Consider the following 23149-nt stretch of genomic DNA (forward strand, 5'->3'; position numbering starts at 1 on the left):
AGCCCATGACCAAATCAACCAATGACCGCCAGTTTCGTCCCGTCGCCGTTCCCGATGTGGAGCTCGGCGGCTTCTGGGGAAAATGGCAGGATGCCGTCTGCAATTCCACGGCCGAGACCCTGCTCGACCGCTGCGTCGAGGCCGGCATGCTGAAGGCGATCGACGTCAACCAACCGAGCCCCGGGGTTGTCATTCCCATTCAGCCATGGGGCGGGACGACGCAGATGTTCTGGGATTCCGACCTCGGCAAGTCGATCGAAACGATCGCCTATTCGCTCTATCGCCGGCCGAACCCGAAGCTCGAGGCCCGCGCCGATGAGATCATCGACATGTATGAGAAGCTGCAGGACGAAGACGGCTATCTGAACGCCTGGTTCCAGCGCGTCGAGCCGAACCGCCGCTGGACCAATCTGCGCGACCATCATGAGCTCTATTGCGCCGGCCATCTTATGGAAGCCGCCGTCGCCTATTATCAGGCGACCGGCAAACGCAAGCTGCTCGACATCATGTGCCGCTATGCCGATTACATGATCAAGATTTTCGGCCATGGCGAAGGCCAGATATCAGGCTATTGCGGCCATGAGGAAGTCGAGCTCGCGCTGGTCAAGCTTGCCCGCGTGACCGGCGAGACGAAATATCTCGAGCTTTCGAAATACTTCATCAACGAACGCGGCACCGAGCCGCACTTCTTCACGGCCGAGGCCGCTCGCGACGGCCGGAGCGCTGCCGACTTCCATCAGAAGACCTATGAATATGGCCAGGCACACCAGCCGGTGCGCGAGCAGACGAAGGTGGTCGGCCACGCGGTGCGCGCCATGTACCTCTATTCGGGCATGGCCGACATCGCCACCGAATACAAGGACGATAGCCTGACGGCAGCGCTGGAAACGCTCTGGGACGATCTGACGACCAAGCAGATGTACATCACCGGCGGCATCGGGCCGGCGGCCTCCAACGAAGGCTTCACCGATTACTTCGATCTGCCGAACGATACCGCCTATGCGGAGACCTGCGCCTCGGTCGGCTTGGTGTTCTGGGCAAGCCGCATGCTCGGCCGCGGTCCGGATCGGCGCTATGCCGATATTATGGAGCAGGCGCTTTACAACGGCGCGCTGCCGGGGCTTTCGACCGACGGCAAGACATTCTTCTACGACAATCCGCTCGAAAGTGCCGGCAAGCACCACCGGTGGAAGTGGCACCATTGCCCCTGTTGCCCGCCCAACATCGCCCGGCTGGTGACCTCGATCGGCTCCTACATGTACGCCGTTTCGGACAATGAGATCGCCGTGCACCTCTATGGCGAGAGCACCGCAAGGCTGAAGCTGGCCAACGGCGCCGAGGTCGAACTCGAGCAGACCACCAACTATCCGTGGGACGGTGCCGTCGCCTTTACCACCAAGCTGGAGAAGCCGGCGAAGTTTGCACTGTCGCTGCGCATTCCGGACTGGGCTGAAGGCGCAACCCTCAGCGTTAATGGAGAGATGCTCGATCTCAACGCCAATATGCAGGACGGATATGCCAGGATCGATCGTGAGTGGGCTGCGGGCGATCGTGTCGCCCTCTACCTGCCGCTGGCGCTTCGGCCGCAATATGCCAACCCGAAGGTGCGCCAGGATGCCGGGCGCGTCGCATTGATGCGCGGCCCGCTGGTCTATTGCGTCGAAACGACCGACAACGGCGAAGACCTCAACGCCATCGTCCTGCCGCGTGAGCTCTCCACAGCCGAAACCGTCTTACTGAAGGATCTCAATGATGCCGTCGCCCTCGATCTCAAGGTCGAGCGCGAGGAAACATCGAACTGGGGAACGGCGCTCTACCGCAAGGCGCCTGCCGAAAGGCAGGTCGCCACCGCGCGTTTCGTGCCCTATCATCTCTGGGACAACCGCGCGCCCGGAGAGATGCTCGTCTGGGTCCAGTCGGACAGATAGGTCTTTTTGGGGATGACGAACGGTATGGGTAACAAGAGCGTCGTGCTCCAGGACGTGCGAAAAAGCTATGGCAATCTGCAGGTGGTCCACGGGATCGACCTGACGATCGCGGAGGGTGAATTCGTCGTCTTCGTCGGCCCTTCCGGCTGCGGAAAATCGACGCTTCTTCGCATGATCGCCGGCTTGGAAGACGTGACCGACGGGGAGGTCGAGATCAAGGGACGTGTTGTCACCGATCTCGATCCATCCGAGCGCGGCATCGCCATGGTCTTTCAGTCCTACGCGCTCTATCCGCATATGAGCGTGCGCGACAACCTAGCCTTCGGTTTGAAGATGGCGCGCACCAATGCCGCGGAGATAGAGACGCGCGTCAAGGCTGCTTCCGCGATCCTGAAGATCGACCATCTTCTCGACCGGCGGCCGGGACAGCTTTCCGGCGGCCAGCGGCAGCGTGTGGCGATCGGCCGGGCAATCGTGCGCAAGCCCGACGTCTTCCTGTTCGACGAACCGCTGTCCAATCTCGATGCGGAACTGCGCGTTTCGATGCGCATCGAGATCGCCCGCCTCCACCGCGAACTCGGCAACACGATGATCTATGTCACGCACGACCAGACGGAGGCGATGACGCTCGCCGACAAGATCGTCGTGCTGCGCGACGGCCGCGTCGAACAGGCGGGAACGCCGCGGGAAATCTACGAGAATCCCTCGAATACCTTCGTGGCGGGCTTCATCGGCTCGCCGAGGATGAACCTGCTCAATGCCCGCTGGGGTGAGGGGGGCCTGGTCGAGGTCGCCGGCCGGCAGATCGAAAGCGGCCTGCCGCCGGCAGACAGGCCGGTTGGTGGCGCGGTGACGCTCGGCCTGCGGCCGGAGCATCTAAAGGTGGCATCCGACCTATCAGGCAGCCTGACGGCCAGGGTGGATTTTTCAGAGTATCTCGGGGGAACGCAATATCTCTATTGCCAGCTTGCCGATGGCCAGTCACTGACCGTCGAACATCGGTCACCGATCAGTATTGCGGCGGCCGAGCAGGTGAGCCTGCTGTTTGAACCGTCGGATTGCCGATTGTTCGACGAGGGTGGGAACCGGTTGCGCTAATCGCGGGCGTCAGGATCACAGGCGGGCGACCACTCGGCGATCGGCCCGTCTGAACTTCACTCGGCGATCGCGAGTGTCATGAGCTCCGCCGCCCTTTGCCGGGCTTGCCTGTCGGCGGCGAAGACATCGTCCATGGTGGAGGCCGGCGGCAGGCCGGCCAGATCGTCCATGACCCTCTCGGTGACCTCGGCCATGGCGAGGAAGGAGAGCTGCCCTTCGATGAAGGCTTCGAGCGCCACTTCCTTGGCGCCGTTCAGCACCGCGCCCTGAACACCGCCGCGCGTCATCGCCAGGCGCGCGAGCCGCAGCGCCGGAAACCGCACCTCATCCGGTGCCTCGAAATCCAGCCTGGCGAGCTTGGCGAAATCCAGCCGCTCGACCGGCAGGTTCGGCCGGCGCGGAAAGGACAGGGCATAACCGATGGCGGTGCGCATATCCGGCGCGCCGAGCTGCGCCAGCACCGATCCATCGGTATAGCCGACCATGGAATGAATGATCGATTGCGGATGGAAGATAACCTCGATCTGTTCGGGTCTGAGACCGAAAAGGTGCCGGGCTTCGATCATCTCCAGCGCCTTGTTGAACATCGAGGCGCTGTCGATCGAGATCTTCAATCCCATCGACCAGTTCGGGTGGGCGCGCGCAGTTTCCACCGTCACATCCGCCATGTCACGCAGCGAGGCGGTGCGGAAGGGGCCACCCGACGCCGTCAGGATGACCCGCTCGACGGCGTGGCGCTGGTTCTCTTCCAGCACCTGGAAAATCGCGTTGTGCTCGCTGTCGACCGGAAGCAGCTTGCCGCCGCCCGCCCGGATCGCTGCGATGAACAGGTCGCCGGCCGATACCAGGCATTCCTTGTTGGCAAGGGCGATATCGGCGCCGCGGCGGGCAGCGGCAAGGGTGGGCGCCAGGCCAGCAGTGCCGACGATTGCCGCCATCACCCAGTCGGCTTCGCGGTCCGCGGCTTCCATCAGGCCGGATTTTCCTGAAGCGACCGCGATGCCGGTGCCGGAAAGTGCGCTCTTCAGTGATTCGTAATGCCGGTCATTTGCCGTCACCGCCAGCCGCGCGCCCGATGATTTCGCCTGCCGGGCCAACAATTCGACATTGCCGCTGCCGGTCAGCACGGAGATTTCGAAGTTCTCCCGTCCGCCCAGATGATCGACGACATTGAGTGTATTCTGGCCGATCGAACCCGTCGAACCGAAGATGCTGAGGCGCCGCGGCGCGCTTTTGCCGGTCATCATGTAGAATTTCGCGAAATTTTCTCTCGTAGGCTCAGGCTCTACTAGGCTTTGGGGGGGGCGGCAAGTGTGCAGTGCAGCAGATTTCAACCCCTGAGGGGTTTACAGAGCAGCGGCCGGATGTGATCCTTATAACATTGCTGGTGGATTCGGTTCCGCCGCGGCCGGTCGCGGTCGCAGGGCAAGTCGGGGCGCTACGGAGCCCATCGAAGAACAGGCACTCGGTGCCGCCGGCCTTTCGGCCAACCATTAAATCGAGGATGAAACCGGGATGGGCGGCTTGGCCGTGATCCCCATCGCGTTCGCTGCTGCTTCGGTTTCGGAGCCGCAGCCCTGTGTCAGGCAAAACGTTCGTACTTCATGACGACATTCAAATTAGCATGCATCCTTTTCGCCATCCTGCCCTCGCTCACAGCCGCAGCCAGGGCAGACGACCTGCTGATCTGGTCGCCGGCCAAGCTCTCGGACCGGTCCTACAAAGCGACGATGGGTTTTCGCCTGCCGGCGGAATGGGAAACGAGTGCCGGCGCCGACATCGCGCTTGCCTCGACCAAAGGCGGGGCGCTGCTGCCCGATTCCGAACAGGCAATGCTTTGGGGCAGGATCAGCAGAACGAGCGTTACCCCGGCAGGCCGGTCACAGCAGGGTGCCAGCGTCAGCGTCGATACGCTGCGCGGCAGCGGCGCGCTGACCCTCAGCCGCTCGCGCAGCTGGATCCTGTCCGATTCGCTCGACATGCAATCGAGCCGATCCATCAGCGTGCAATATGACGCGGTCGAGGCCCGGCAGGCTTCGGTGACGGCATCGCAGGCGCTGAAGCTGATTCATCCCTGGACGGGAACCTCGCTTTCGGCAGGGACAGGCGTCAGCAATGCCAGCGGCGACTTCTCGAGCACGGTAGGGGTCAGCCAGACCATTCTGCCGAACCTCAATCTCGATGCCTCGGTGAGCAATCCATTTTCGGGAGGTGAGGCGGGCAGTGTCAATCTCCGCTATCGCGTCAACTGGTAGCGGGGACTGAACCAAACTCCGCCGATCAGCGTTTCCTACGAAGCTTTCACGGAGGAACGGATCATGGTTTTCAAGGAGCAGACATTTCACGGGCTCGAACCCGAGATGGAGATAGAGATCGCCAATCGCGCAACGGTCGAGTCAGCCGTTGCCAATGCGCTGGCGATTGCCGGCGGCATCGATGCGTCGGATGTCGAGGTGACGATGGAAAACGACCAGATCATGCTGAGCGGCACCGTCGGCACGGTGGGCGAAATCGAACGGGCAACCGCGGTCGCCAAGGCGGTCGAGGGCGTGCATGCTGTGCAGAACCGGATCCTGCTTGGCGGATCCTCGCTCGACGGCTCGCACTAACCAACGGCGGGCCGCTCCGAGCCTGGACCCTGCCGGGCGAGGACTATTTCCACATCGTCGCCTATAAGCCGCCGATCAACCGGCGAAGCGTTCGACGAGGAAGGACGAGCCCGCCAGACGATCCGTTTTCTGCGCGGCGCCCGATCCCTGCGGCTGGTAGGCGATGGCGAGCAGCAGGACACTGACGGCGACATAGGCGATTGCCAAAAGAGTCATCTTGATACGCATGATGAATACTCCTGTTTCGCGATAAACGCAGCTGGTATGGCGAAGTTCCGCATCGGCGAGATCAGAAAGAAAAAGCCCGGCCGAGGAGGATCGGCCGGGCTTTTCCTGCATGGATTGCCTTATCGGCAGATTCGGGTTTCCTTGACGACCGTATGGCCGTGACGGCGAATCTTTTCCGTCTTGGTGAAGCAATCGCGGGAAACGTGGCGCGCCCTCATGTCATGGCGGTAATTGGGCCTGTCCGAATGGCGGTAGTAGGGGCGCGCGTCATCGGTGGTGATCGTCACACTTGCTGCCTGGGACGGCATTGCGGAAAAGATGGACGCAGCAGCGAGCGTGCAGGCAAGGATAATCTGTTTCATGACAAGCCTCTCTTTCTGAGTTGGTCACGGCATCAACTCGCCGGAAGCGCCGTCGGTTCAATCACATAGAGTTACCGATTGTGTCGACGGCAGAAACCTTTGACGCGCCGGATCGTTAGCGCAAGGGGATAGCCGGAGGCATAGATCATGGGACCGATTGCAAGGATCATCACCATCGTCGCCGGGCTTGCCGGCGGCACGGTTTTTTCGCAGGCACCGGAATTTGCGCAGCAATACCGCCAGCGGATCGGCGGGGCGATCGACGAATTGCGGGTCATCGTCGAGGATTTCAATGCCCAGGCCGCCGAGCACCATCTCGATCGCCAGCAGGCGCTGAGCGCCTATGCGCAATCATCCGACGATTTCCTGCGCGACCGCGGCGTCTCGATGCAGAGCACGATCTCGCGCTACGAAACGCTGCTGTCGCAGCAGCTCCACCTCGGCACCGCCGCACCCGTCGTCAAGCCGTTCGTGCTGATGCGGAATGCGGATGATGTGGTTTTCGCCAATACCTGGCGGGACTTCGTGCCTGGGGTGCCGGTGAGCTTCGCCGGCCTCGTCTGGGGTGCGATTGGATTTCTCGGCGGCTGGGTCGTGGCGGCGCTGCTGGGATTGGGGGCGCGGCGGGTCACGAGGGCACGGCGCGTCCATCGTCAGGTGCGGTGAACCAATCGGTGGCGAACGTGGCACTGGCCCCGGAACGCAATGATATCAGCCAAGCTTTGCGCTGAAATGACCCCCGCCAAACTTCGGCGGGAGTCGTCGATATTAATCGGAACCGGTTCGTCCAGTTGCTTTCCCGGTGATCGGGCCAGAGAGCCTTGTTACGTGGACGCTGCCGCTTCCTTGGCGATGCCACCTGAAAGCAAACGCCAAATGCCGAATGCCACCACGCCCATCGCGAGGAAGATCACAAAGATCAGGAAGTTGTAGTAGATCATCGCTGCCAGCGCGACGAGGGCGAGCCCGAGAGCAATGGCTGGCACCACGGGATAACCCCAGGCCCTGAAGGGTCGGGCGAGTTCAGGTTCGGCCTGACGCAGCTTAAACAGCGACGCCATCGAGACGATGTACATGATGATCGCGCCGAACACCGACATGGTGACAATATTGGCGGTTAGCGGCAAACCTCCGATCTGGATCAGGCTGTCGGAAAAGATGGCTGCGATGCCGACGGCGCCACCTGCAAGGACTGCGAGATAAGGCGTGCGGAATTTCGGATGGATTTTTGCAAGGACTTCCGGGAGGTAGCCGGCGCGGCCCAGCGCAAAAATCTGCCTGGAATAGCCCATGATGATGCCGTGAAAGGAAGCAATCAGGCCGAACAGGCCGATCCAGACCAGCATATGCAGCCAACCGGAGGATTCGCCCACGACCGCCTTCATCGCCTGCGGTAGCGGATCGTTGATATTGGACAGCGTACGCCAGTCGCCGACGCCACCGGCGAAGATCATGGTGCCGAAGGCGAGGAAGACGAGTGTCAGAATACCCGCAATATAGGCAATGGGAACGGTGCGGGTGGGGTTCTTGGTCTCTTCAGCCGCCATCGCCGCGCCTTCGATCGCCAGGAAAAACCAGATGGCAAATGGAATGGCGGCAAAGATGCCTCCAATGGCACCAACCGAGAATTCAGGGGCGCCAGCCCAGCCATTGGCCGCGAAATTGGCAAAAGAGAAGCCCGGCGCGACGACACCCATAAAGATCAGCAATTCGGCAATCGCCAGAACGGTGATAAAGAGTTCGAAGGTTGCCGCGATGGTAACTCCGACAATATTGAGCGCCATGAAAATGATATAGGCGCCGACGGCCGCCATTTTCGGATCAAGCCCCGGGAACTGCACATTGAGATAGGCGCCGATGGCGAGCGCGATGGCCGGAGGGGCGAAGACGAATTCCACCAGTGTTGCAAAGCCCGCAACGAAGCCGCCGAGCGGCCCGAAAGCCCTGAGCGCATAGGCAAAAGGGCCGCCCGCATGGGGAATAGCCGTCGTCAACTCCGTGAAGGAAAAGATAAAGGTGGTGTACATCACGGCGATCAGGATCGTGGTGATCAAGAAGCCGAGTGTGCCGGCAGCCGCCCAGCCATAGCTCCAGCCGAAATATTCGCCGGAGATGACGAGGCCGACGGCAAGTCCCCATAAGTGCAGCCCGGTCAGGCTTTTGGCGAGCGTCGGTTGCGAATTTGACATGATTGTTCCCCTTTTTGTAAATTGAACTATGCTTCTTGGTGTGGCAGCGCTTCTATGGCGCCTTCGGCATTTTCCTTGAGATCGACACCGGTCAGCTGCAAGCGAAGCGCCTCCCGGACGATCCAAACGATCTTGTCGGCTGCGACCTCGTAGCCGAGCCCGTCGGCATGAATATTTGAAATACAGTTGCGCTCGCTGTCACGCCGTCCCGATTGCGGACGGAACGTGATGTAGGCGCCGAGGCTGTCAGGCACGCTTAGCCCCGGCCTCTCGCCGATCAGCACGATGGCAACTTCTGCGCCAAACGCCGCCGCCGCCTCATCACCAAATGCCACACGCGCCTGCTCGCCCAATATCACCGGGGCGACGCTGAAGTCGCCGAGACGCTTCATGCATGCCTTAAACAGCGGCACCGCGTGGTGCTCGACCGCCGAGGCCGAAAGTCCGTCTGCGATGATGAAGGCGATATCATAACGATCGCCTGGGCCTGGCAGATCGGCTGCATGGGTCTGACGGCCGAGATCCGGACGCGCCAGATAGATCGTGCGGTCTTTGGCGCGAGAGCGAATCCGGACCGTAGCCACGGGCGCAAGTGCCTTAGCGAGGGCGACAAAATCCACTTGACCATGCACGGCATCGCGCGCCCGGGCATGGGCGAGCTGGAAGTCGAGGATTGCCGATGTCGGCAAGGCGTCGCCCGCCCTGCCAAGCCCAATCCGGGCGCGTGTGGCATTGCGGAACCGCGCAAACGGATCTGGTTCGATGGAATTCATGCCGATGCCCTGTAGCTCAAGAGATTGCGGGAGAAGGCGCCCGAGGCGCTGGCCGGTGCAAGACGACCCGTCTGATCAAGCATGCCCATGCGGTGGAGCCAGGCTTCGAATTCTGGGGCGGGCGGGCGATTGAACTGGTGCCTGAGGCCGACAATATCGTGGTAGGAAAGGCTCTGATAATTGAGCATGACGTCATCGGCGCCGGGCACCGCGATGAGAAAACTGACGCCCGCGACAGTCAGCAACACCATCAGATTGTCCATATCGTCCTGGTCCGCTTCGGCGTGGTTCGTGTAGCAGACGTCGACCCCCATCGGCACGCCAAGCAGTTTGCCGCAGAAGTGATCTTCGAGCCCGGCGCGGATAATTTGCTTGGCGTCGAAAAGGTATTCGGGGCCAATGAAGCCGACCACCGTATTGACGAGCAACGGATTGAGTTCACGTGCAACGGCATAGGCCCGCGTCTCAATCGTCTGTTCGTCGACTCCGTGATGGGCGTCCGCCGAGAGAGCGCTGCCCTGGCCGGTCTCCAGATACATGACATTGTTTCCGACCGTGCCGCGTTTCATGGAAAGTGCTGCCTGCTGACCTTCCCTGAGGACGGCGAGATCGACGCCGAAACCCTTGTTAGCGGCTTCCGAGCCGGCGATTGACTGGAACACCAGATCGAGCGGCGCTCCAGCCTCGATCGCCTTGATTGACGTGGTGACATGGGTCAACACGCAGGATTGGGTCGGGATCTCGAACCGTTCGCGCAGCCGGTCGAAAAGAACCATCAATCTTGTGCAGGCCTCAAGATTGTCGGTAGCCGGGTTGATGCCGATCACCGCATCGCCGATCCCATAAAGAAGTCCGTCGAGCGTCGAGCCGGCAACGCCTTCAGGATCATCGGTGGGATGATTGGGCTGAAGACGGCTCGATAGTCGGCCGGCGAGACCGATCGTGGAACGAAAGGCCGTGACCACCTTACATTTGCCGGCGACGGTGATCAGATCATGGTTGCGCATGATCTTGGAGACCGCCGCGACCATTTCGGGCGTGAGGCCTGGTGCAATGGCAAGCAGTTTTTCGGCGGTCGCGTCATAAGAGAGAAGCCAATCGCGAAACTCACCGACCGTCATATGAGATACCGACGCGAATGCCATCCAATCATGGCGGTCGACGATCAGTCGGCTGACCTCGTCGACCTCGTATGGGATGACGAGATCCTCCAGGAAAGTTTTGAGAGGCATATCCGCGAGCAGGTAGCGGGCGGCCACCCGCCGCTCGTTGCTTGACGCTGCGATCCCGGCCAGCACGTCACCTGATTTCAGCGGCGAAGCGCAAGCCAATACCGATTTCAGATCCTGAAAGACATGGCGTTCGCGTCCTAGAACGATCAAATATGTTGTCATCTGCTCCTGGCCGTCGGGGGCTTCCGCCGAGTATGCTCGGCTCTACGTCAAGCAAGGCAAGAAGCGTGCCATTCTTTATGGGCTGGGATGCCGAGGCAGCCGTGCCAAGGACCTCGCATGGCTGGACCATGAGGCCTGCCTGCGCGCGGCTATCGCAGAGACTGTTTTCAATTTAGGGTAGCTAATTCGCTAGCGTGGTTGTATCCACTTTACGATAGCATGCTCCGATGTGCGCAGATTTGCGCCCGGCTCCACACCGATTTCGAATATATTCGTTGATCGTCCTGATCCAGTGGTTCTGGCCCGAGTGCTTTTTCGGTGGGGCAGTCTGCGCTGAGACGCGATCGTCAACCATGAACGAACTGACCGTGGATCGACGCCGATGTTGAAAAACTAGCCAGTTGAACGAGTCTAATCGATCGCCCAATTTCCTCGGCCCGAAGAGCTTGGTCATGCGGCCTCAACGCGACACTCGGCCTCGCTACTGCCAATCAAAGGCCGGTTTCTCATGACGTCGTTATTGCGTTCTTGCATGTCTGCAGGAACGTGCGTTCTATCGAGATAAGCATCTGATTGACTGGTGATCCCGGCGCGATTCGAACGCGCGACCCCCAGATTAGGAATCTGGTGCTCTATCCTGCTGAGCTACGGGACCACTTGAGTGCCATGCATACAAAAGGCTTGGCGGGAAGCCAAGCCTTAATTGTTGTCAGAGGCCGAGGCGCTGTTCGGCGAGGCGGACCCAGTAGGAGATGCCGTGGGCGATGGCTTCGTCGTTGAAGTCGTAGGCCGGGTTGTGGAGGCCGGCGCTGTCGCCGTTGCCGATGAAGATGAAGGCGCCGGGCCGGGCGTTCAGCATGTAGGAGAAATCCTCGCCGCCCATCATCGGATCGATCTCGGCGTTGACGTTGCCTTCGCCGGCGATGGCGCTGGCGGTGGCGACCGCATGCTCCGTCTCATCCGGGTGGTTGACGGTAACGGGGTAGTTGCGGTGGAAGCTGATTTCGGCCTCGGCGCCGTGGGCCGCGACCAGGCCCTCGATGATCTGCCGGAACCGCGTCTCGGCGAGCGTGCGCACCTCGGGGTCGAGGGTGCGGACCGTACCGGCGAAGGTCGCATCGTTCGGAATGACGTTATGGGCGAAGCCGGCATTGAACTTGGTCACCGAGACGACGACCGAGCGCAGCGGATCAGCGCTGCGCGAGGCGATCATCTGCAGATTGGCGATGATCTGGGCGCCGATGGCGATCGGGTCGATCGTCTTATGCGGCTGGGCGGCGTGGCCACCGCGGCCCTTGACGGTGACGGTGAATTCATCGGTCGCCGCCATGATGGCGCCCTTGCGGGTGGCGAACTGGCCGACCGGTAGGCCCGGCAGGTTGTGCATGCCGTAGACCTCTTCGATATCGAAGCGCTCCATCATGCCGTCCTTGACCATCAGATTGCCGCCGCCGCCGCCTTCTTCTGCGGGCTGGAAGATAACAGCGACATTGCCGTTGAAGTTGCGGGTCTCGGCCAGGTATTTTGCGGCGCCGAGCAGCATGGCGGTGTGGCCGTCATGGCCGCAGGCATGCATCTTGCCCGGCGTCTTCGAAGCCCAGGGTTTGCCGGTGATTTCGGTGAGCGGCAGAGCATCCATGTCGGCGCGCAGGCCGACCGTGCGGCGGCCTTCGCCCTTGCCCTTGATCAGGCCGACGACACCGGTTCGGCCGATGCCGGTGACGATCTCGTCGACGCCGAATTCCTTGAGTTTTTCGGCGACGAAGGCGGCCGTGTTTTCCACCGCGAAGAGGAGTTCGGGCCGAGCGTGGATGTGGCGGCGCCATTCGGCGACCTCGTCCTGCAACTCCGCGGCTCTGTTCAAAATCGGCATATCGGCGTTCCTGTTATGAAATCTCGACAATCTTTCATCGCATCACAAGGGTGTGAGGCTCACGGAAATTACTTAGTCAATGACCTTTGCCATGTCATAGCCATATAGGCTAAATAGGGGAAGATTTCGAGATTTTCCTGATATCCGAAGGACGAACCGTGTCGACGAGCCACTTCCGTTTGTTTGCTGCCTTGCGGCCGCTTTCTTTCGCGTCAGCGGCGACGGCCGTTTTTCTGGCCTCCGTTCCGCTGGCCCAGGCCAATCCGCATATTCTCGTCGATGTGCAGACCGGCCGCGTGCTCGAGCATGAAGAAGCCTTCCGCAAATGGTATCCGGCCTCGCTGACCAAGCTGATGACCGTCTATACCGTGTTCGATGCGATCCGCGCCGGTCAGATCAGCCTTGATACGCCCGTCGTCATCAGCAAACGCGCCGCCGCGCAGCCGGCCGCCAAGATGTATTTCAAACCAGGCCAGAAACTGACGCTCGACAGCGCATTGAAGATCCTACTGGTCAAGTCGGCGAACGATGTGGCTGTCGCGGTCGCCGAAGCCATCGGCGGTACGCAGGAAGGCTTCGTGACGCGGATGAACGGCGAGGCGCTGAAGCTCGGCATGACGGATTCGCACTTCGTCAATCCGAACGGCTTGCCCGGCAAGGGCCAGTATACGACGGCGCGCGACCTTGCGGTGCTGACGGTGGCGCTGCGCCGCGATTTTCCGCAATATGCCGGCTACTTCTCGCTGGAGGGTTTCACCAACGGCCAGCAGAACGTGCCGAGCCTCAACATGCTGATCGGTCGTTTCGCCGGCGCCGACGGCATGAAGACCGGCTTCATCTGTGCCTCGGGCTTCAACCAGATCGGTTCGGCGACGCGCAATGGCCGCACGCTGGTCTCCGTCGTGCTCGGCACCGACAGCCTTGCAGCCCGCGCCGATGCGACGGCGAATCTTTTGCAGAAGGGCTTCACCACCCAGCCTGCCAGCAACGACACATTAGGTTCGCTGAGACCCTACGGGTCGGGACAGGACCAGGTGACCGACATCAGTGCCGATATCTGTAGCGCCAAGGGCGCCAAGGTGCGCAGCGAAACGCGAGACGAAGTCGGCCGCATGAAGGTACAGTCACCCTATATCCAGCCGATGGATCACGATCCGCAATTCGTCTTTGCCGGCCTCATTCCGGGCCAGGATCCGCAGCCGGCCGCGCAGCCGGAAAAAATGGCGCGGGGCGATACGGCGGGAGCGATTGCCAACGTGCCGGTGCCGATGCCGCGCCCGACATCCTTCTAAGCTTTTAAGGTAAAATGACATGAGCGCGCTCAACGACAGGATTCCGGTCACCATCCTGACCGGCTTTCTCGGCGCCGGCAAATCGACGCTGCTCAACCGCATCCTCAAAGATCCTGTCATGAAGGATGCGGCCGTCATCATCAACGAATTCGGCGATGTCGGCATCGATCATCTTCTGGTCGAAAGTTCCGGCGATTCGATCATCGAGCTGTCCGATGGCTGCCTCTGCTGCACCGTGCGCGGCGAGCTTGTCGATACGCTCGCGAACCTGATGGACGCCGTGCAGACGGGCCGCGTCAAACCGGTCAAGCGCGTCGTCATCGAGACGACCGGTCTTGCCGATCCTTCACCGGTCATGCAGGCGATCATGGGCAATCCTGTCATCGCCACGAATTTCGAGCTCGATGGCGTCGTTACCGTCGTGGACGCGGTGAATGGGCTACAGACGCTCGACAATCACGAGGAAGCGCGCAAGCAGGCGGCGGTCGCGGACCGGCTGATCGTCTCGAAAAAGACGATGGCCGAGGCAAAAGACGGGCTGGAAAAGCGGCTGCGGGCGCTCAATCCGCGCGCGACGATGATGGATGCCGACAGCGCCCAGGCGGGTAGTGCCGCGGTGCTGGTCAACGGGCTCTACGATCCGGCGACGAAGATCGCCGATGTCGGCCGCTGGCTGCAGGACGAGGATGCACACGAGGCGCATCATCATCATGATCATGATGGCGATCACCATCACCATGGTCACCACCATCATGATCATCACCATCTTGGTGAACAGGGGCACGCGCATCAGGATCCGCACGACGTCAATCGTCACGATGCCTCGATCCGCTCTTTCTCGATCATCGAGGAAAAGCCGATCGATCCGATGGCGCTTGAGATGTTCATCGATCTTCTGCGTTCGGCCCATGGCGAGAAGCTGTTGAGGATGAAGGCGATCGTGTCCGTCTCCGACCGGCCGGATCGGCCGCTGGTGCTGCACGGGGTGCAGAGCATCTTCCACCCGCCGGTGCGGCTTCCCGCCTGGCCGGGGGAAGACCGGCGCACGCGCATGGTGCTGATCACGCGCGATCTGCCGGAAGCCTTCGTGAAGGATCTCTTCGACGCCTTCCTCGGCAAGCCGCGCATCGATATGCCCGATCGTGCGGCGCTGTCGGACAATCCGCTCGCCATTCCCGGCATGCGGATTTAAACCGTTGGTTTTGTTGTTGCGCGATTTTCTTCAGGTCTTGCGTTTAAGGATACTTGAAAGCCACTTGGCCTGCTGGCCGCTGAGAAGGCTGCGATAGCGCTCCTGGCTTGCCGCCAGATGGGCGCGCATGGCGGCGCGGGCGGCTTCCGGGTCCCCGGCAGAAATCGCCTTCAAAATCGCCAAATGCTCGCGCTGCAGGCCCTCCTGATAGTCACGCGACAGGGTGCTATCTGTACCCCAAGGCGAGGCGACGTCGCAGGGGATGGCCCGCAGGCCAAGCGCATCGAGAACTTCGACATAATATGAGTTATTGGTGGCAGCCGCGATTTCTCGGTGGAAGGCGAAGTCGCTTTTGCCGGTTGCTTCACCGCGCTCGAGCAGCCGGTCGAATTCGAAGAATGCTTCCTGAATCTGCGCTTCCTGAGCTGCATTGCGCCGTAGTGCAGCAAGCCCTGCGCTCTCGATTTCCAGCCCCATGCGCACCTCGATTATGTTGAGTGCATGGGAAACCTTGTTGCCGACATCGGCGCTGATCGAACCGAAGGCAATCGTCGGATGGTTCTTGACGAAGACGCCGGCGCCTTGCCGCGCCTCGACGAGGCCGTCGGCGGCAAGGGTTGCAATCGCCTCGCGGACAACGGTGCGGCTGACGCCGAAGAGTTCGCCCATCCGGATCTCCGTCGGCAGCTTTTGGCCGGGCGCGTACACTCCGGACACGACCTGAGCGCGGATGGCCGAAACGACGCCTTCGGAGAGTTTCGGTCTTCGCTCGACCCTGAAGTCTACGGCTGTGTCGGTCGCCATGTCGCACTCCTATTTGAACACGCTCGGCAGCCACAGTGAAATCGCCGGGATGTAGGTGACCAGCCCGAGCACCACGATGCCCGCACCGTAGAACGGCCAGATCGAGCGCATGGCCTCCCAGACCGTGATCTTGCCGACTGCACAAGCCACGAATTGCACCGCGCCGACTGGAGGCGTGTTCAGCCCGATGCCGAAATTCAGGATCATGATCACGCCGAAATGCACCGGGTCGACACCGTAGGCCTGGGCAACCGGCAGGAAGATCGGCGTGCAGATAATGATGGTCGGCCCCATGTCCATAAAAGTGCCGAGCACAAGCATGAGGACATTCAGCAGGAGCAGCACCGTCAGCGGATCGTCGGCGACGCTCTTCATCCAGATCACCAGCGAGGCAGGCACCTTCAGGAAGGCCATCAACCAGGAGAAGGCGGCAGCTGTGCCGATAATCAAAAGCACCATTGCCGTCGTGCGCACGGCACCCTGTGTGGCGTGAACGAAGTCTCTCCAACTCATCTGCCGGTAGACCAGGAGAGTTATCAGCAGCGCGTAGAGCACCGCGATGCAAGAGCTTTCCGTCGCGGTGAAGACGCCGGACCTCACCCCGCCGAAGATGATGGCGATCAGCAGAAGCCCGGGCAGTGCGACGGCGAACAAATGAGCCACCATGACAAAGCCCGGAAAGGGCTCTGTCGGATAGCCGCGCGAGCGCGCAACGATGTAGGCCGTCACCATGAGCGCGACCGCAAGCAATAGTCCGGGTAACACGCCGGCGGTGAACAGGTCGGCGATGGAGATCTTGCCGCCGGCAGAGATCGAATAGATGATCATGTTGTGGGAGGGCGGCAGGAGCAGCGCGATCAGCGCTGCCATTGACGTGACGTTCACCGCATAATCGGCGCCATAGCCGCGCTGCTTCATCTGCGGGATCATCAGGCCGCCGACGGCTGCGGCTTCTGCCACGGCCGAACCGGAGATGCCGCCGAACAGCGTGGCGGTGACGATGTTGACCTGGCCGAGGCCGCCGCGCACGTGGCCGACCAGTGATGCGGCGAAGGCGACGATGCGGCTGGCGATGCCGCCGCGCACCATCAGGTCGCCAGCGTAGATGAAGAAAGGGATGGCGAGGAGCGAAAATACGCTCATGCCGGAATTCAGCCGCTGGAAGATGACCAGCGGCGGCAGGCCCATGTAGAGCACCGTGGCGAAGCTGGCGACGCCGAGGCAGAAGGCGATCGGCGTGCCTATCAGCATCAGGGTGGTGAAAACACCGAACAGGATCCAGAGTTCCATCGCGCTACACCTTCAATTTGACGTTCGGATCGGCATTGATGTTTTCGATCTCGACGGCGATTTCCGCCGGCAGAATCTCATCCAACGCATCGTCAATCGGTTCGCCGGCGAGGCGGAGCACGATGCGCTCCAGCGAGAAGACGACGGCAAGCACGCCGCCGCCTGCGAGCGGCAGATAGTCGAACGCGCCGGAAATACCCAGCGACGGCAAGGTTGTGTTCCAGGTCAGGCTTATGAGCGCGCCGCCGTACCAGACCATGCCGGCGCCAAAGGCGAGAATGACGACGTCCGAGATCATGCGCAGGACGCGCTTGCCGGATTTCGGCAGCACATAGAGCAGCACGTCGAAACCAAGATGATTATTCTCCCGGATGCCGACGGCGGCGCCGAGGAAGATGAACCAGCTCATCAGCATGACCGAGCCCGGCTCCGTCCAACTCGGCGAGTCGTTCAGCACATAGCGGCAAAATACCTGCCAGGCGACAAAGACCGTCATCAGCACCAAGCCGGTGCCCGCGAGCCAAAGGGCGGCGTTGCTCAGGCGTGTCAGAGAATTGACGACGGGTGTCAGGTTGTTCGACATAAGGGCCTCGTCGAAATTGGGCGCTCACTCTCCCTTGTCGGGAGGATCGAGAAAGATGTGCACGAAACGGCGGGTGAACCGGGGTGGCGATACCTGTCCACCCCGATAACCGACGCCGCTTTCCGCAAAAAAGGAAGGCAAGCTATGGCTATTGCACAGCCTTTACATCCTCGACCATCTTCTTCAGCACGTCGTCTTTCACGTGCTTTTCATAAACCGGGGCCATGGCGTCGATGAACCCCTGTTTGTCCGGCGTGCTGATCTGGGCGCCGAGCTTTTCGACATTGGCGCGCGATTCAGTGACCTTGGCTGACCACAGCTCGCGCTGCTTGGCGACGCTGTCCTTGGCTGCCTGTTTGAAGACCGCCTGATCCTCAGGCGTCAGCTTGTCGAACGCCGCCTTGTTCATGACGAACACCTCCGGCAGGATCGTATGCTCGTCGAGCGAGTAGTTCTTCGCTACTTCGGCGTGCTTGGCGGTGTCGTAGCTCGGGAAGTTGTTTTCCGCGCCGTCGATAACGCCCGTTTCGATCCCCGAGTAGACTTCTCCATAGGGCATCGGCGTGGCATTGGCGCCGAGGGCCGCCACCATGTCGACGAAGATATCGGACTGGATAACGCGGAACTTCAGACCTTTCATATCGGCAACCGAATTGATCGGCTTCGTTTTGTTGTAGAACGAGCGCGCGCCGGCATCGTAGAAGGCAAGCACCACGAGACCGGCCGGTTCGAACGCCTTCTTGATCTGGTCGCCGATGGCGCCGTCCATGACCTTGTGCATGTGCTCTTCCGAACGGAAGATATAGGGCAAAGCCGGAACGATCGATTCCTTCACCGTGCCGTTGAAGGGCGCCATTGACACGCGATTGAGCTCGATTACGCCGGAGCGCACCTGCTCGATCGTGTCTTTCTCCTCGCCGAGCTGGGCGGAATGATAGACTTCGAGGGAATAGCGGCCCTGCGTCCGCTCCTTCAAGAGCTCGCCGAAATATTTGACGCCCTCGACTGTCGGATAGCCGTCCGGATGCGTATCGGACGATTTCAGCACCGTTTGAGCGCTGGCCGCGCCACTCATGAATGAAGCGGCAACCATAAGACCGGCCGCCAGTTTAACGAAATTTTTCATGCTCTCCTCCCGTTTTGCATGACGATGAATTCTCAGAGTCGGTATCCCGGCTTTGCGACTTAGAGGAAGGTCCTCTGCACGCTTCGCCTCCTTCCAGCGATATTTCCACAATCGGGCACTGATGGTCCGGCACGAAAAGTTGCGCGAGTTGGAAGAGCCTCATCGAGACATACCGACATGGCTCAGCGGTGCCCATCGGGTTCGATGGAGCAGCTGCTGACCTCTACACGCGAACACTGTCGCTCTTCTTGTGGAAACAGAAGACTTGGATCAATAGCCTCCTCTATTCTTGCCGTTCCTCCGACCGGCTCACTATGGCTAGAACCTGTAAAGTATAATGTCAACATACAAAAGCTGTGTAGTTGTATGATGAATTTTCACCGCGCCTGGTCTCAGATCGGCAGCTGCGGAAGCGCGAGCAGGCAAGGTTGGAGATGCGGACGACGGCCTTATGGTGGAGGCGTACGCTTCGGCGAACTTTCGGATTTAATCGTCGCGTTTTAGGTTTTTGTTTTTACGCATCTCGTTGTCGCAAATACCGCTGCACAGTTTTGCGCGACGCGCTTTAGCGCTTGCGGATCAGGAAGCGGTGGCCGTTTTCGGTCTTTTCCGTCTCGACCAGTTCGTGGCCGTCCTCATTGCAGAAATGCGGCATATCGATCACGGCCAGCGGGTCGGTGGTGTCGACGCGAATGAGCGTGCCGCTCGCCATGGCGGCGAGCTTCTTGCGTGTCTTGATCACGGGCAATGGGCATTTCAGGCCGCGAAGATCGTAGAGAACGGGGTTCAAGCCGTTCAGTTCCTCGCCCAGAATTTCCAGAACGGCTTCTTTGCCGTGGCTTCCGCCGTTTCCTGCGGTTCGGGCGCCGCAAAGGCCAGCGGGTTCTGCATCGGCACCGGCACGACCGCAGGTGTCGCGGCAGCGACGGCCGTTGCCTGCGGCTGGGCAGAGATTGCCTGCGGCCCGGCAGGTGTTGCCGGCGTGGCGCCCGGCGCGCTCTTGGCGGCGAGGCCCTGCGCGGTGCGCTTGGCCATCATGTCTTCGAGTTCGGCGACCTTGACCATGCGGCCGGCTTCCAGCGAGGTGCCGGTCGGAGCGTAAGCAAGCTCGCGGCCCTTACGCTGCTTGGCGACCACGGCCTTGCGTTCGGCTTCGGTGGGATCGTACCAGGCCATGCCGTCAAATTTGCTCATCGCCTTGGCATAATCGGCATCGTAGGTCTTGCCGTAGGAGGCAAGGGCGGCCGTCAGCGCCGGCGGCGTCGACATTGCCGGGCATTTGCCGGCGGCATTGAAGGCGTTGCCGTCGGTTGCCTGCTGATTGAAGACGTATTTCTTCTCGCAGACATTCACCTCAGGCGGGCGCTTCGTCACTTCGAAATTGTCGTAGCCGACCTTCAGCATCTTCCAGAAGTCGTAATTGCCGTCGAGGCGATGCTTCACCATGTTTTCCGCCGTCATGCGGAAGGGGAAGGCCTGCAGCTGCACCGTCGCCTGGCCGCCCTTGAAGGCGTCGCGGGCAAAAGCGTAGATCTCCAGCACCTGCTGGTCGGTCATCGAATAGCAGCCGGAGGACGAGCAGGCGCCGTGGATCATCAGATCGGAACCGGTGCGGCCGTTCGCCGCGTCGTAGCGGTTCGGGAAGCCGGTGTTGATCGCCAGATAATATTTGGAATTGGGATTGAGGTTGGCGCGCGTCAGGTCGTAGAAACCTTCCGGCGCCTGCCGGTCGCCGGTCTTTACCTTCGGGCCGAGACGGCCGGACCAGGCGCAGATCTTGTAATCGGCGATCTTGTCGAAACGGTTGTCGGTTTTCGCCTTCCAGATCTCCATGGCACCTTCTTCCTTGAAGATGCGGATCATGATCGGCGAATTACGGTCCATGCCCTTGGCGGACATCTGAGCGAGGATATGGCTGGGAAGCGGCTGCTCGACCTTGTTCTTGACCTTGGAAAGATCGACCTGCGCGGTTTCCAACGCGTCATTGCAGCCGGACAGAGCCAGCGCCATGAGGGAGATATAGGCAAAATGACGTATGCGCATCCCAACTAGCCCATAAAGATAATGCGACCCGGTCCGCCCATGGAGTCCAGGCATCAAACGGAATCATAGACGGTTTATACTTTACAAGTCCTTACCAGCCTATGACGTGCCTGGAACATCCCCGCAAGCGCGAATGCTACAGATAACATCAATGTGGCCAAGATTTGGCCCCAATCGATGAGAAACCGAATGTCCGTTAGAGATTGCGGCCCATGGCGAGGAATTTCTGGCGGCGGTCGTTGCGCAGCTGTTCGCCGGAGCGGGGTGCCATCTCAGCCAGCGCACTGGCGATTACGTCGCCGGTTGCGGCTATCACGCTGTCGGGATCGCGATGCGCGCCGCCGAGCGGCTCGGAAATGATGCCGTCGATAACGCCGAGCGACTTCAGGTCCTCGGCGGTGATCTTCATGTTGGTCGCCGCTTCCCGGGCGCGGGTGGAATCGCGCCAGAGGATGGAAGCTGCCCCTTCGGGCGAGATTACGCTGTAGATCGAATGCTCGAGCATATAGACCTTGTTGCCGGTGGCGATGGCGATGGCGCCGCCCGAGCCTCCTTCGCCGATGACGACGGAGACCAGTGGAACCTTGACGCCGAGACACATTTCCGTTGAGCGGGCGATCGCCTCGGCCTGGCCGCGCTCTTCGGCGCCGACGCCGGGATAGGCGCCTGCCGTATCCACCAGCGAAATCACCGGCAGGCCGAAACGATCGGCCATTTCAAGGATGCGGATCGCCTTTCGATAGCCTTCCGGACGGGGGCTGCCGAAATTGTGCTTGATGCGGCTCTTGGTGTCGTTGCCCTTTTCCTGGCCGATGACGGCGACGGGTTGGCCGCGGAAGCGGGCAAGGCCTGCCTGGATCGCGGCATCCTCGGAAAATTTGCGGTCGCCGGCGAGCGGTGTGAATTCCTGGAACAGGGTCTTGGCGTAATCGATGAAATGCGGGCGCTGCGGATGGCGGGCGACCTGCGTCTTCTGCCAGGGATTGAGCTTGGAATAGATTTCGACGATCGCCTCACGGACGCGAACCTCCAGCCGGCCGATCTCATCGGTGGTGTCGATGCTCTCGTCTTCCGTTGCGAGCTTCTTCAGCTCGATGATCTTGCCTTCGAGGTCGGAGATCGGCTTTTCGAAGTCGAGATAATTGTGCATGAGGTGCGTTTCCGTTCCTTGTGCCCGGGGCGTTTTCCTGGCTCCGCCCCATGTCGCCGGTCCTATTCGTGCTTTTTCGCCTGTTTGGCAAGGGGGTGATGCGTCTGGACAAGCTGCTGCAGCCTCTCTTCGAGGACATGTGTGTAGATCTGCGTGGTCGAAATGTCCGAATGGCCGAGGAGTTCCTGTACGACGCGCAGATCGGCGCCGTTGGCAAGCAGGTGGCTGGCAAAGGCGTGGCGCATGACATGCGGCGAGATCAGCGACGGCGTCAGGCCGGCGCGGATCGCGAGGTTCTTGAGGTCGCGGGCAAAAACCTGGCGCGGCAGGTATCCCTCCTTCGAGGCGGAGGGAAACAGCCACGGGCTTTCCTGCTGTTCCTTCACGGCTGCATTTTCGGCCGCCAGCAGGCGCCCGTAGGATTTCAGGGCTGATATTGCCGAATGCGACAGCGGCACCAGCCGCTCCTTGTTGCCCTTGCCACGGATCATCAGGAAACGGCCTTCCTGATCGAGCACGCGGGCGGGAAGCGAGACGAGTTCGCTGACCCGCATTCCGGTGGCATAGAGCAGCTCCAGCAACGCCAGCATGCGCAGGCGCTGCAACTGGCCCGGAGCCGGATCCTCGGCTTCGGCCTCGGCCTGCGAAAGCAGCCTGCCGACCTCGTCGACGCCCATCGTCTTCGGCAGCGGACGGCCCTTCTTCGGCGCGTCGAGAATGCCAGTGGGGTCGTCGGTCCTCAGGCCCTCGGCATAGAGGAACTTGTAGAACTGCCGCATGGCGGCAAGCCGGCGCGCCTGGGACGAGGGTTTGAAACCCTTTCGGGCGAGCGAGGAGAGATAGGCGGCGAGATCGGCGGAGGCAGCTTCGGTGAGCCGTATGCTGCGCTCCGTCAGGAAGGAGCAGACGTCGTCGAGATCGCGTTCATAGGATTGCAGCGTGTTGGCGGCAGCGCCGCGCTCGGCGCTCATCATCTCCAGGAAGGATTCCACATGGACGCGGCCGAGATCCACCATGCCGGTCACTTCCTGGTCGTGTCGATCGCGCCCGTCGCGGGCGGATTGACCCGCTCGGACGGAATGCGGATCGTCACGTCGCGCTGCTGCGGCTCCACGAAGGTCACAAGCGCCAGCATCGCTCCGTAGACCGTCCCGGCGAGGATCGCGCAGACGAACAGGAAACGGAACAGGGTCGGCATCCAGCAACTCCTTCATG

At 61.0% G+C, this 23149-nt stretch carries 23 protein-coding genes and 1 tRNA gene; 7 read left to right on the forward strand and 17 right to left on the reverse strand.

The features are described from left to right. Window positions 1–5: 5 nt before the first annotated feature. On the forward strand, window positions 6–1928 hold the full coding sequence (locus HX899_RS15385) for a glycoside hydrolase family 127 protein (RefSeq protein ID WP_181292773.1): 1923 nt from the start codon (window positions 6–8) through the stop codon (window positions 1926–1928). A 24-nt stretch (window positions 1929–1952) separates the two neighbouring features. Then, window positions 1953–3026: an ABC transporter ATP-binding protein gene (locus HX899_RS15390; RefSeq protein ID WP_181292774.1), complete on the forward strand. Its 1074-nt coding sequence runs from the start codon at window positions 1953–1955 to the stop codon at window positions 3024–3026. Between the two features lie 56 nt (window positions 3027–3082). On the opposite strand, the gene dxr is transcribed toward HX899_RS15390, so the two are convergent. Next, window positions 3083–4273: a 1-deoxy-D-xylulose-5-phosphate reductoisomerase gene (gene dxr, locus HX899_RS15395; protein ID WP_171600155.1), complete on the reverse strand. Its 1191-nt coding sequence runs from the start codon at window positions 4271–4273 to the stop codon at window positions 3083–3085. A 357-nt stretch (window positions 4274–4630) separates the two neighbouring features. Between dxr and HX899_RS15400 the strand changes: the two genes are divergently transcribed. Beyond that, window positions 4631–5281 (forward strand): hypothetical protein, encoded by a 651-nt coding sequence (locus tag HX899_RS15400; RefSeq protein ID WP_138331727.1) that lies wholly within the window; start codon window positions 4631–4633, stop codon window positions 5279–5281. 63 nt (window positions 5282–5344) lie between these two features. Next, entirely contained in the window at window positions 5345–5635 is a 291-nt protein-coding gene (locus HX899_RS15405; protein WP_180194803.1) for a BON domain-containing protein, read from the forward strand. A 75-nt stretch (window positions 5636–5710) separates the two neighbouring features. On the opposite strand, the gene HX899_RS15410 is transcribed toward HX899_RS15405, so the two are convergent. Both HX899_RS15410 and HX899_RS15415 read right to left on the reverse strand, forming a co-directional pair. Continuing rightward, on the reverse strand, window positions 5711–5863 hold the full coding sequence (locus HX899_RS15410) for a hypothetical protein (protein ID WP_003543398.1): 153 nt from the start codon (window positions 5861–5863) through the stop codon (window positions 5711–5713). Window positions 5864–5982: 119 nt separating this feature from the next. After that, on the reverse strand, window positions 5983–6225 hold the full coding sequence (locus HX899_RS15415; protein ID WP_181292775.1) for a hypothetical protein: 243 nt from the start codon (window positions 6223–6225) through the stop codon (window positions 5983–5985). A gap of 147 nt (window positions 6226–6372) precedes the next feature. Between HX899_RS15415 and HX899_RS15420 the strand changes: the two genes are divergently transcribed. Beyond that, window positions 6373–6891: a DUF2937 family protein gene (locus tag HX899_RS15420; RefSeq protein WP_180194801.1), complete on the forward strand. Its 519-nt coding sequence runs from the start codon at window positions 6373–6375 to the stop codon at window positions 6889–6891. Between the two features lie 158 nt (window positions 6892–7049). Here the strand turns inward: HX899_RS15420 and eat are convergent, their stop codons facing one another. The 5 genes from eat to HX899_RS15445 all read right to left on the reverse strand — a co-directional run bounded on the left by eat (window position 7050) and on the right by HX899_RS15445 (window position 12454). After that, entirely contained in the window at window positions 7050–8414 is a 1365-nt protein-coding gene (gene eat / locus HX899_RS15425; protein ID WP_171600154.1) for an ethanolamine permease, read from the reverse strand. Window positions 8415–8440: 26 nt separating this feature from the next. Further along, complete coding sequence (gene eutC, locus HX899_RS15430; protein WP_181292776.1) at window positions 8441–9187, reverse strand: ethanolamine ammonia-lyase subunit EutC; 747 nt, start codon at window positions 9185–9187, stop codon at window positions 8441–8443. Continuing rightward, window positions 9184–10581: an ethanolamine ammonia-lyase subunit EutB gene (locus HX899_RS15435; protein WP_181292777.1), complete on the reverse strand. Its 1398-nt coding sequence runs from the start codon at window positions 10579–10581 to the stop codon at window positions 9184–9186. Before HX899_RS15435 ends, eutC begins: the two co-directional genes overlap by 4 nt. A 578-nt stretch (window positions 10582–11159) precedes the next feature. After that, a tRNA-Arg gene (locus HX899_RS15440) sits at window positions 11160–11236 on the reverse strand. Window positions 11237–11290: 54 nt separating this feature from the next. Beyond that, window positions 11291–12454, reverse strand: a complete 1164-nt coding sequence (locus HX899_RS15445; RefSeq protein ID WP_138331720.1) for a M20 aminoacylase family protein — start codon at window positions 12452–12454, stop codon at window positions 11291–11293. Between the two features lie 158 nt (window positions 12455–12612). Between HX899_RS15445 and HX899_RS15450 the strand changes: the two genes are divergently transcribed. Next, entirely contained in the window at window positions 12613–13746 is a 1134-nt protein-coding gene (locus tag HX899_RS15450) for a D-alanyl-D-alanine carboxypeptidase family protein (RefSeq protein WP_180194798.1), read from the forward strand. Window positions 13747–13765: 19 nt separating this feature from the next. Further along, window positions 13766–14938 (forward strand): GTP-binding protein, encoded by a 1173-nt coding sequence (locus tag HX899_RS15455; protein WP_181292778.1) that lies wholly within the window; start codon window positions 13766–13768, stop codon window positions 14936–14938. Between the two features lie 30 nt (window positions 14939–14968). Here HX899_RS15455 and HX899_RS15460 read toward each other — a convergent pair whose 3' ends face one another. The 9 genes from HX899_RS15460 to HX899_RS15500 all read right to left on the reverse strand — a co-directional run bounded on the left by HX899_RS15460 (window position 14969) and on the right by HX899_RS15500 (window position 23132). Continuing rightward, window positions 14969–15742: a FadR/GntR family transcriptional regulator gene (locus HX899_RS15460; protein WP_138331717.1), complete on the reverse strand. Its 774-nt coding sequence runs from the start codon at window positions 15740–15742 to the stop codon at window positions 14969–14971. 9 nt (window positions 15743–15751) lie between these two features. Continuing rightward, window positions 15752–17032 carry a TRAP transporter large permease gene (locus tag HX899_RS15465; protein WP_029871070.1) on the reverse strand — a complete coding sequence of 427 codons (1281 nt, stop codon included), beginning with the start codon at window positions 17030–17032 and terminating at the stop codon, window positions 15752–15754. Window positions 17033–17036: 4 nt separating this feature from the next. Next, window positions 17037–17615: a TRAP transporter small permease gene (locus HX899_RS15470; RefSeq protein WP_138331716.1), complete on the reverse strand. Its 579-nt coding sequence runs from the start codon at window positions 17613–17615 to the stop codon at window positions 17037–17039. Between the two features lie 148 nt (window positions 17616–17763). Continuing rightward, entirely contained in the window at window positions 17764–18741 is a 978-nt protein-coding gene (locus HX899_RS15475) for a TRAP transporter substrate-binding protein (protein ID WP_138331715.1), read from the reverse strand. A 565-nt stretch (window positions 18742–19306) separates the two neighbouring features. Next, window positions 19307–19531, reverse strand: a complete 225-nt coding sequence (locus HX899_RS15480) for a sulfurtransferase TusA family protein (RefSeq protein WP_128404958.1) — start codon at window positions 19529–19531, stop codon at window positions 19307–19309. 5 nt (window positions 19532–19536) lie between these two features. Further along, entirely contained in the window at window positions 19537–20784 is a 1248-nt protein-coding gene (locus HX899_RS15485; protein ID WP_138331714.1) for a murein L,D-transpeptidase family protein, read from the reverse strand. 196 nt (window positions 20785–20980) lie between these two features. Beyond that, entirely contained in the window at window positions 20981–21934 is a 954-nt protein-coding gene (locus HX899_RS15490) for an acetyl-CoA carboxylase carboxyltransferase subunit alpha (protein WP_138331713.1), read from the reverse strand. Between the two features lie 62 nt (window positions 21935–21996). Then, window positions 21997–22950, reverse strand: coding sequence for a site-specific tyrosine recombinase XerD (gene xerD / locus HX899_RS15495; protein WP_181292779.1), 954 nt, complete (start codon window positions 22948–22950; stop codon window positions 21997–21999). 5 nt (window positions 22951–22955) lie between these two features. Further along, window positions 22956–23132 carry a hypothetical protein gene (locus HX899_RS15500; RefSeq protein WP_012759201.1) on the reverse strand — a complete coding sequence of 59 codons (177 nt, stop codon included), beginning with the start codon at window positions 23130–23132 and terminating at the stop codon, window positions 22956–22958. Between the last annotated feature and the right edge of the window lie 17 nt (window positions 23133–23149).

It is taken from the genome of Rhizobium sp. WYCCWR 11146 (genome assembly GCF_013591995.1).
Classification (GTDB): domain Bacteria; phylum Pseudomonadota; class Alphaproteobacteria; order Rhizobiales; family Rhizobiaceae; genus Rhizobium; species Rhizobium indicum.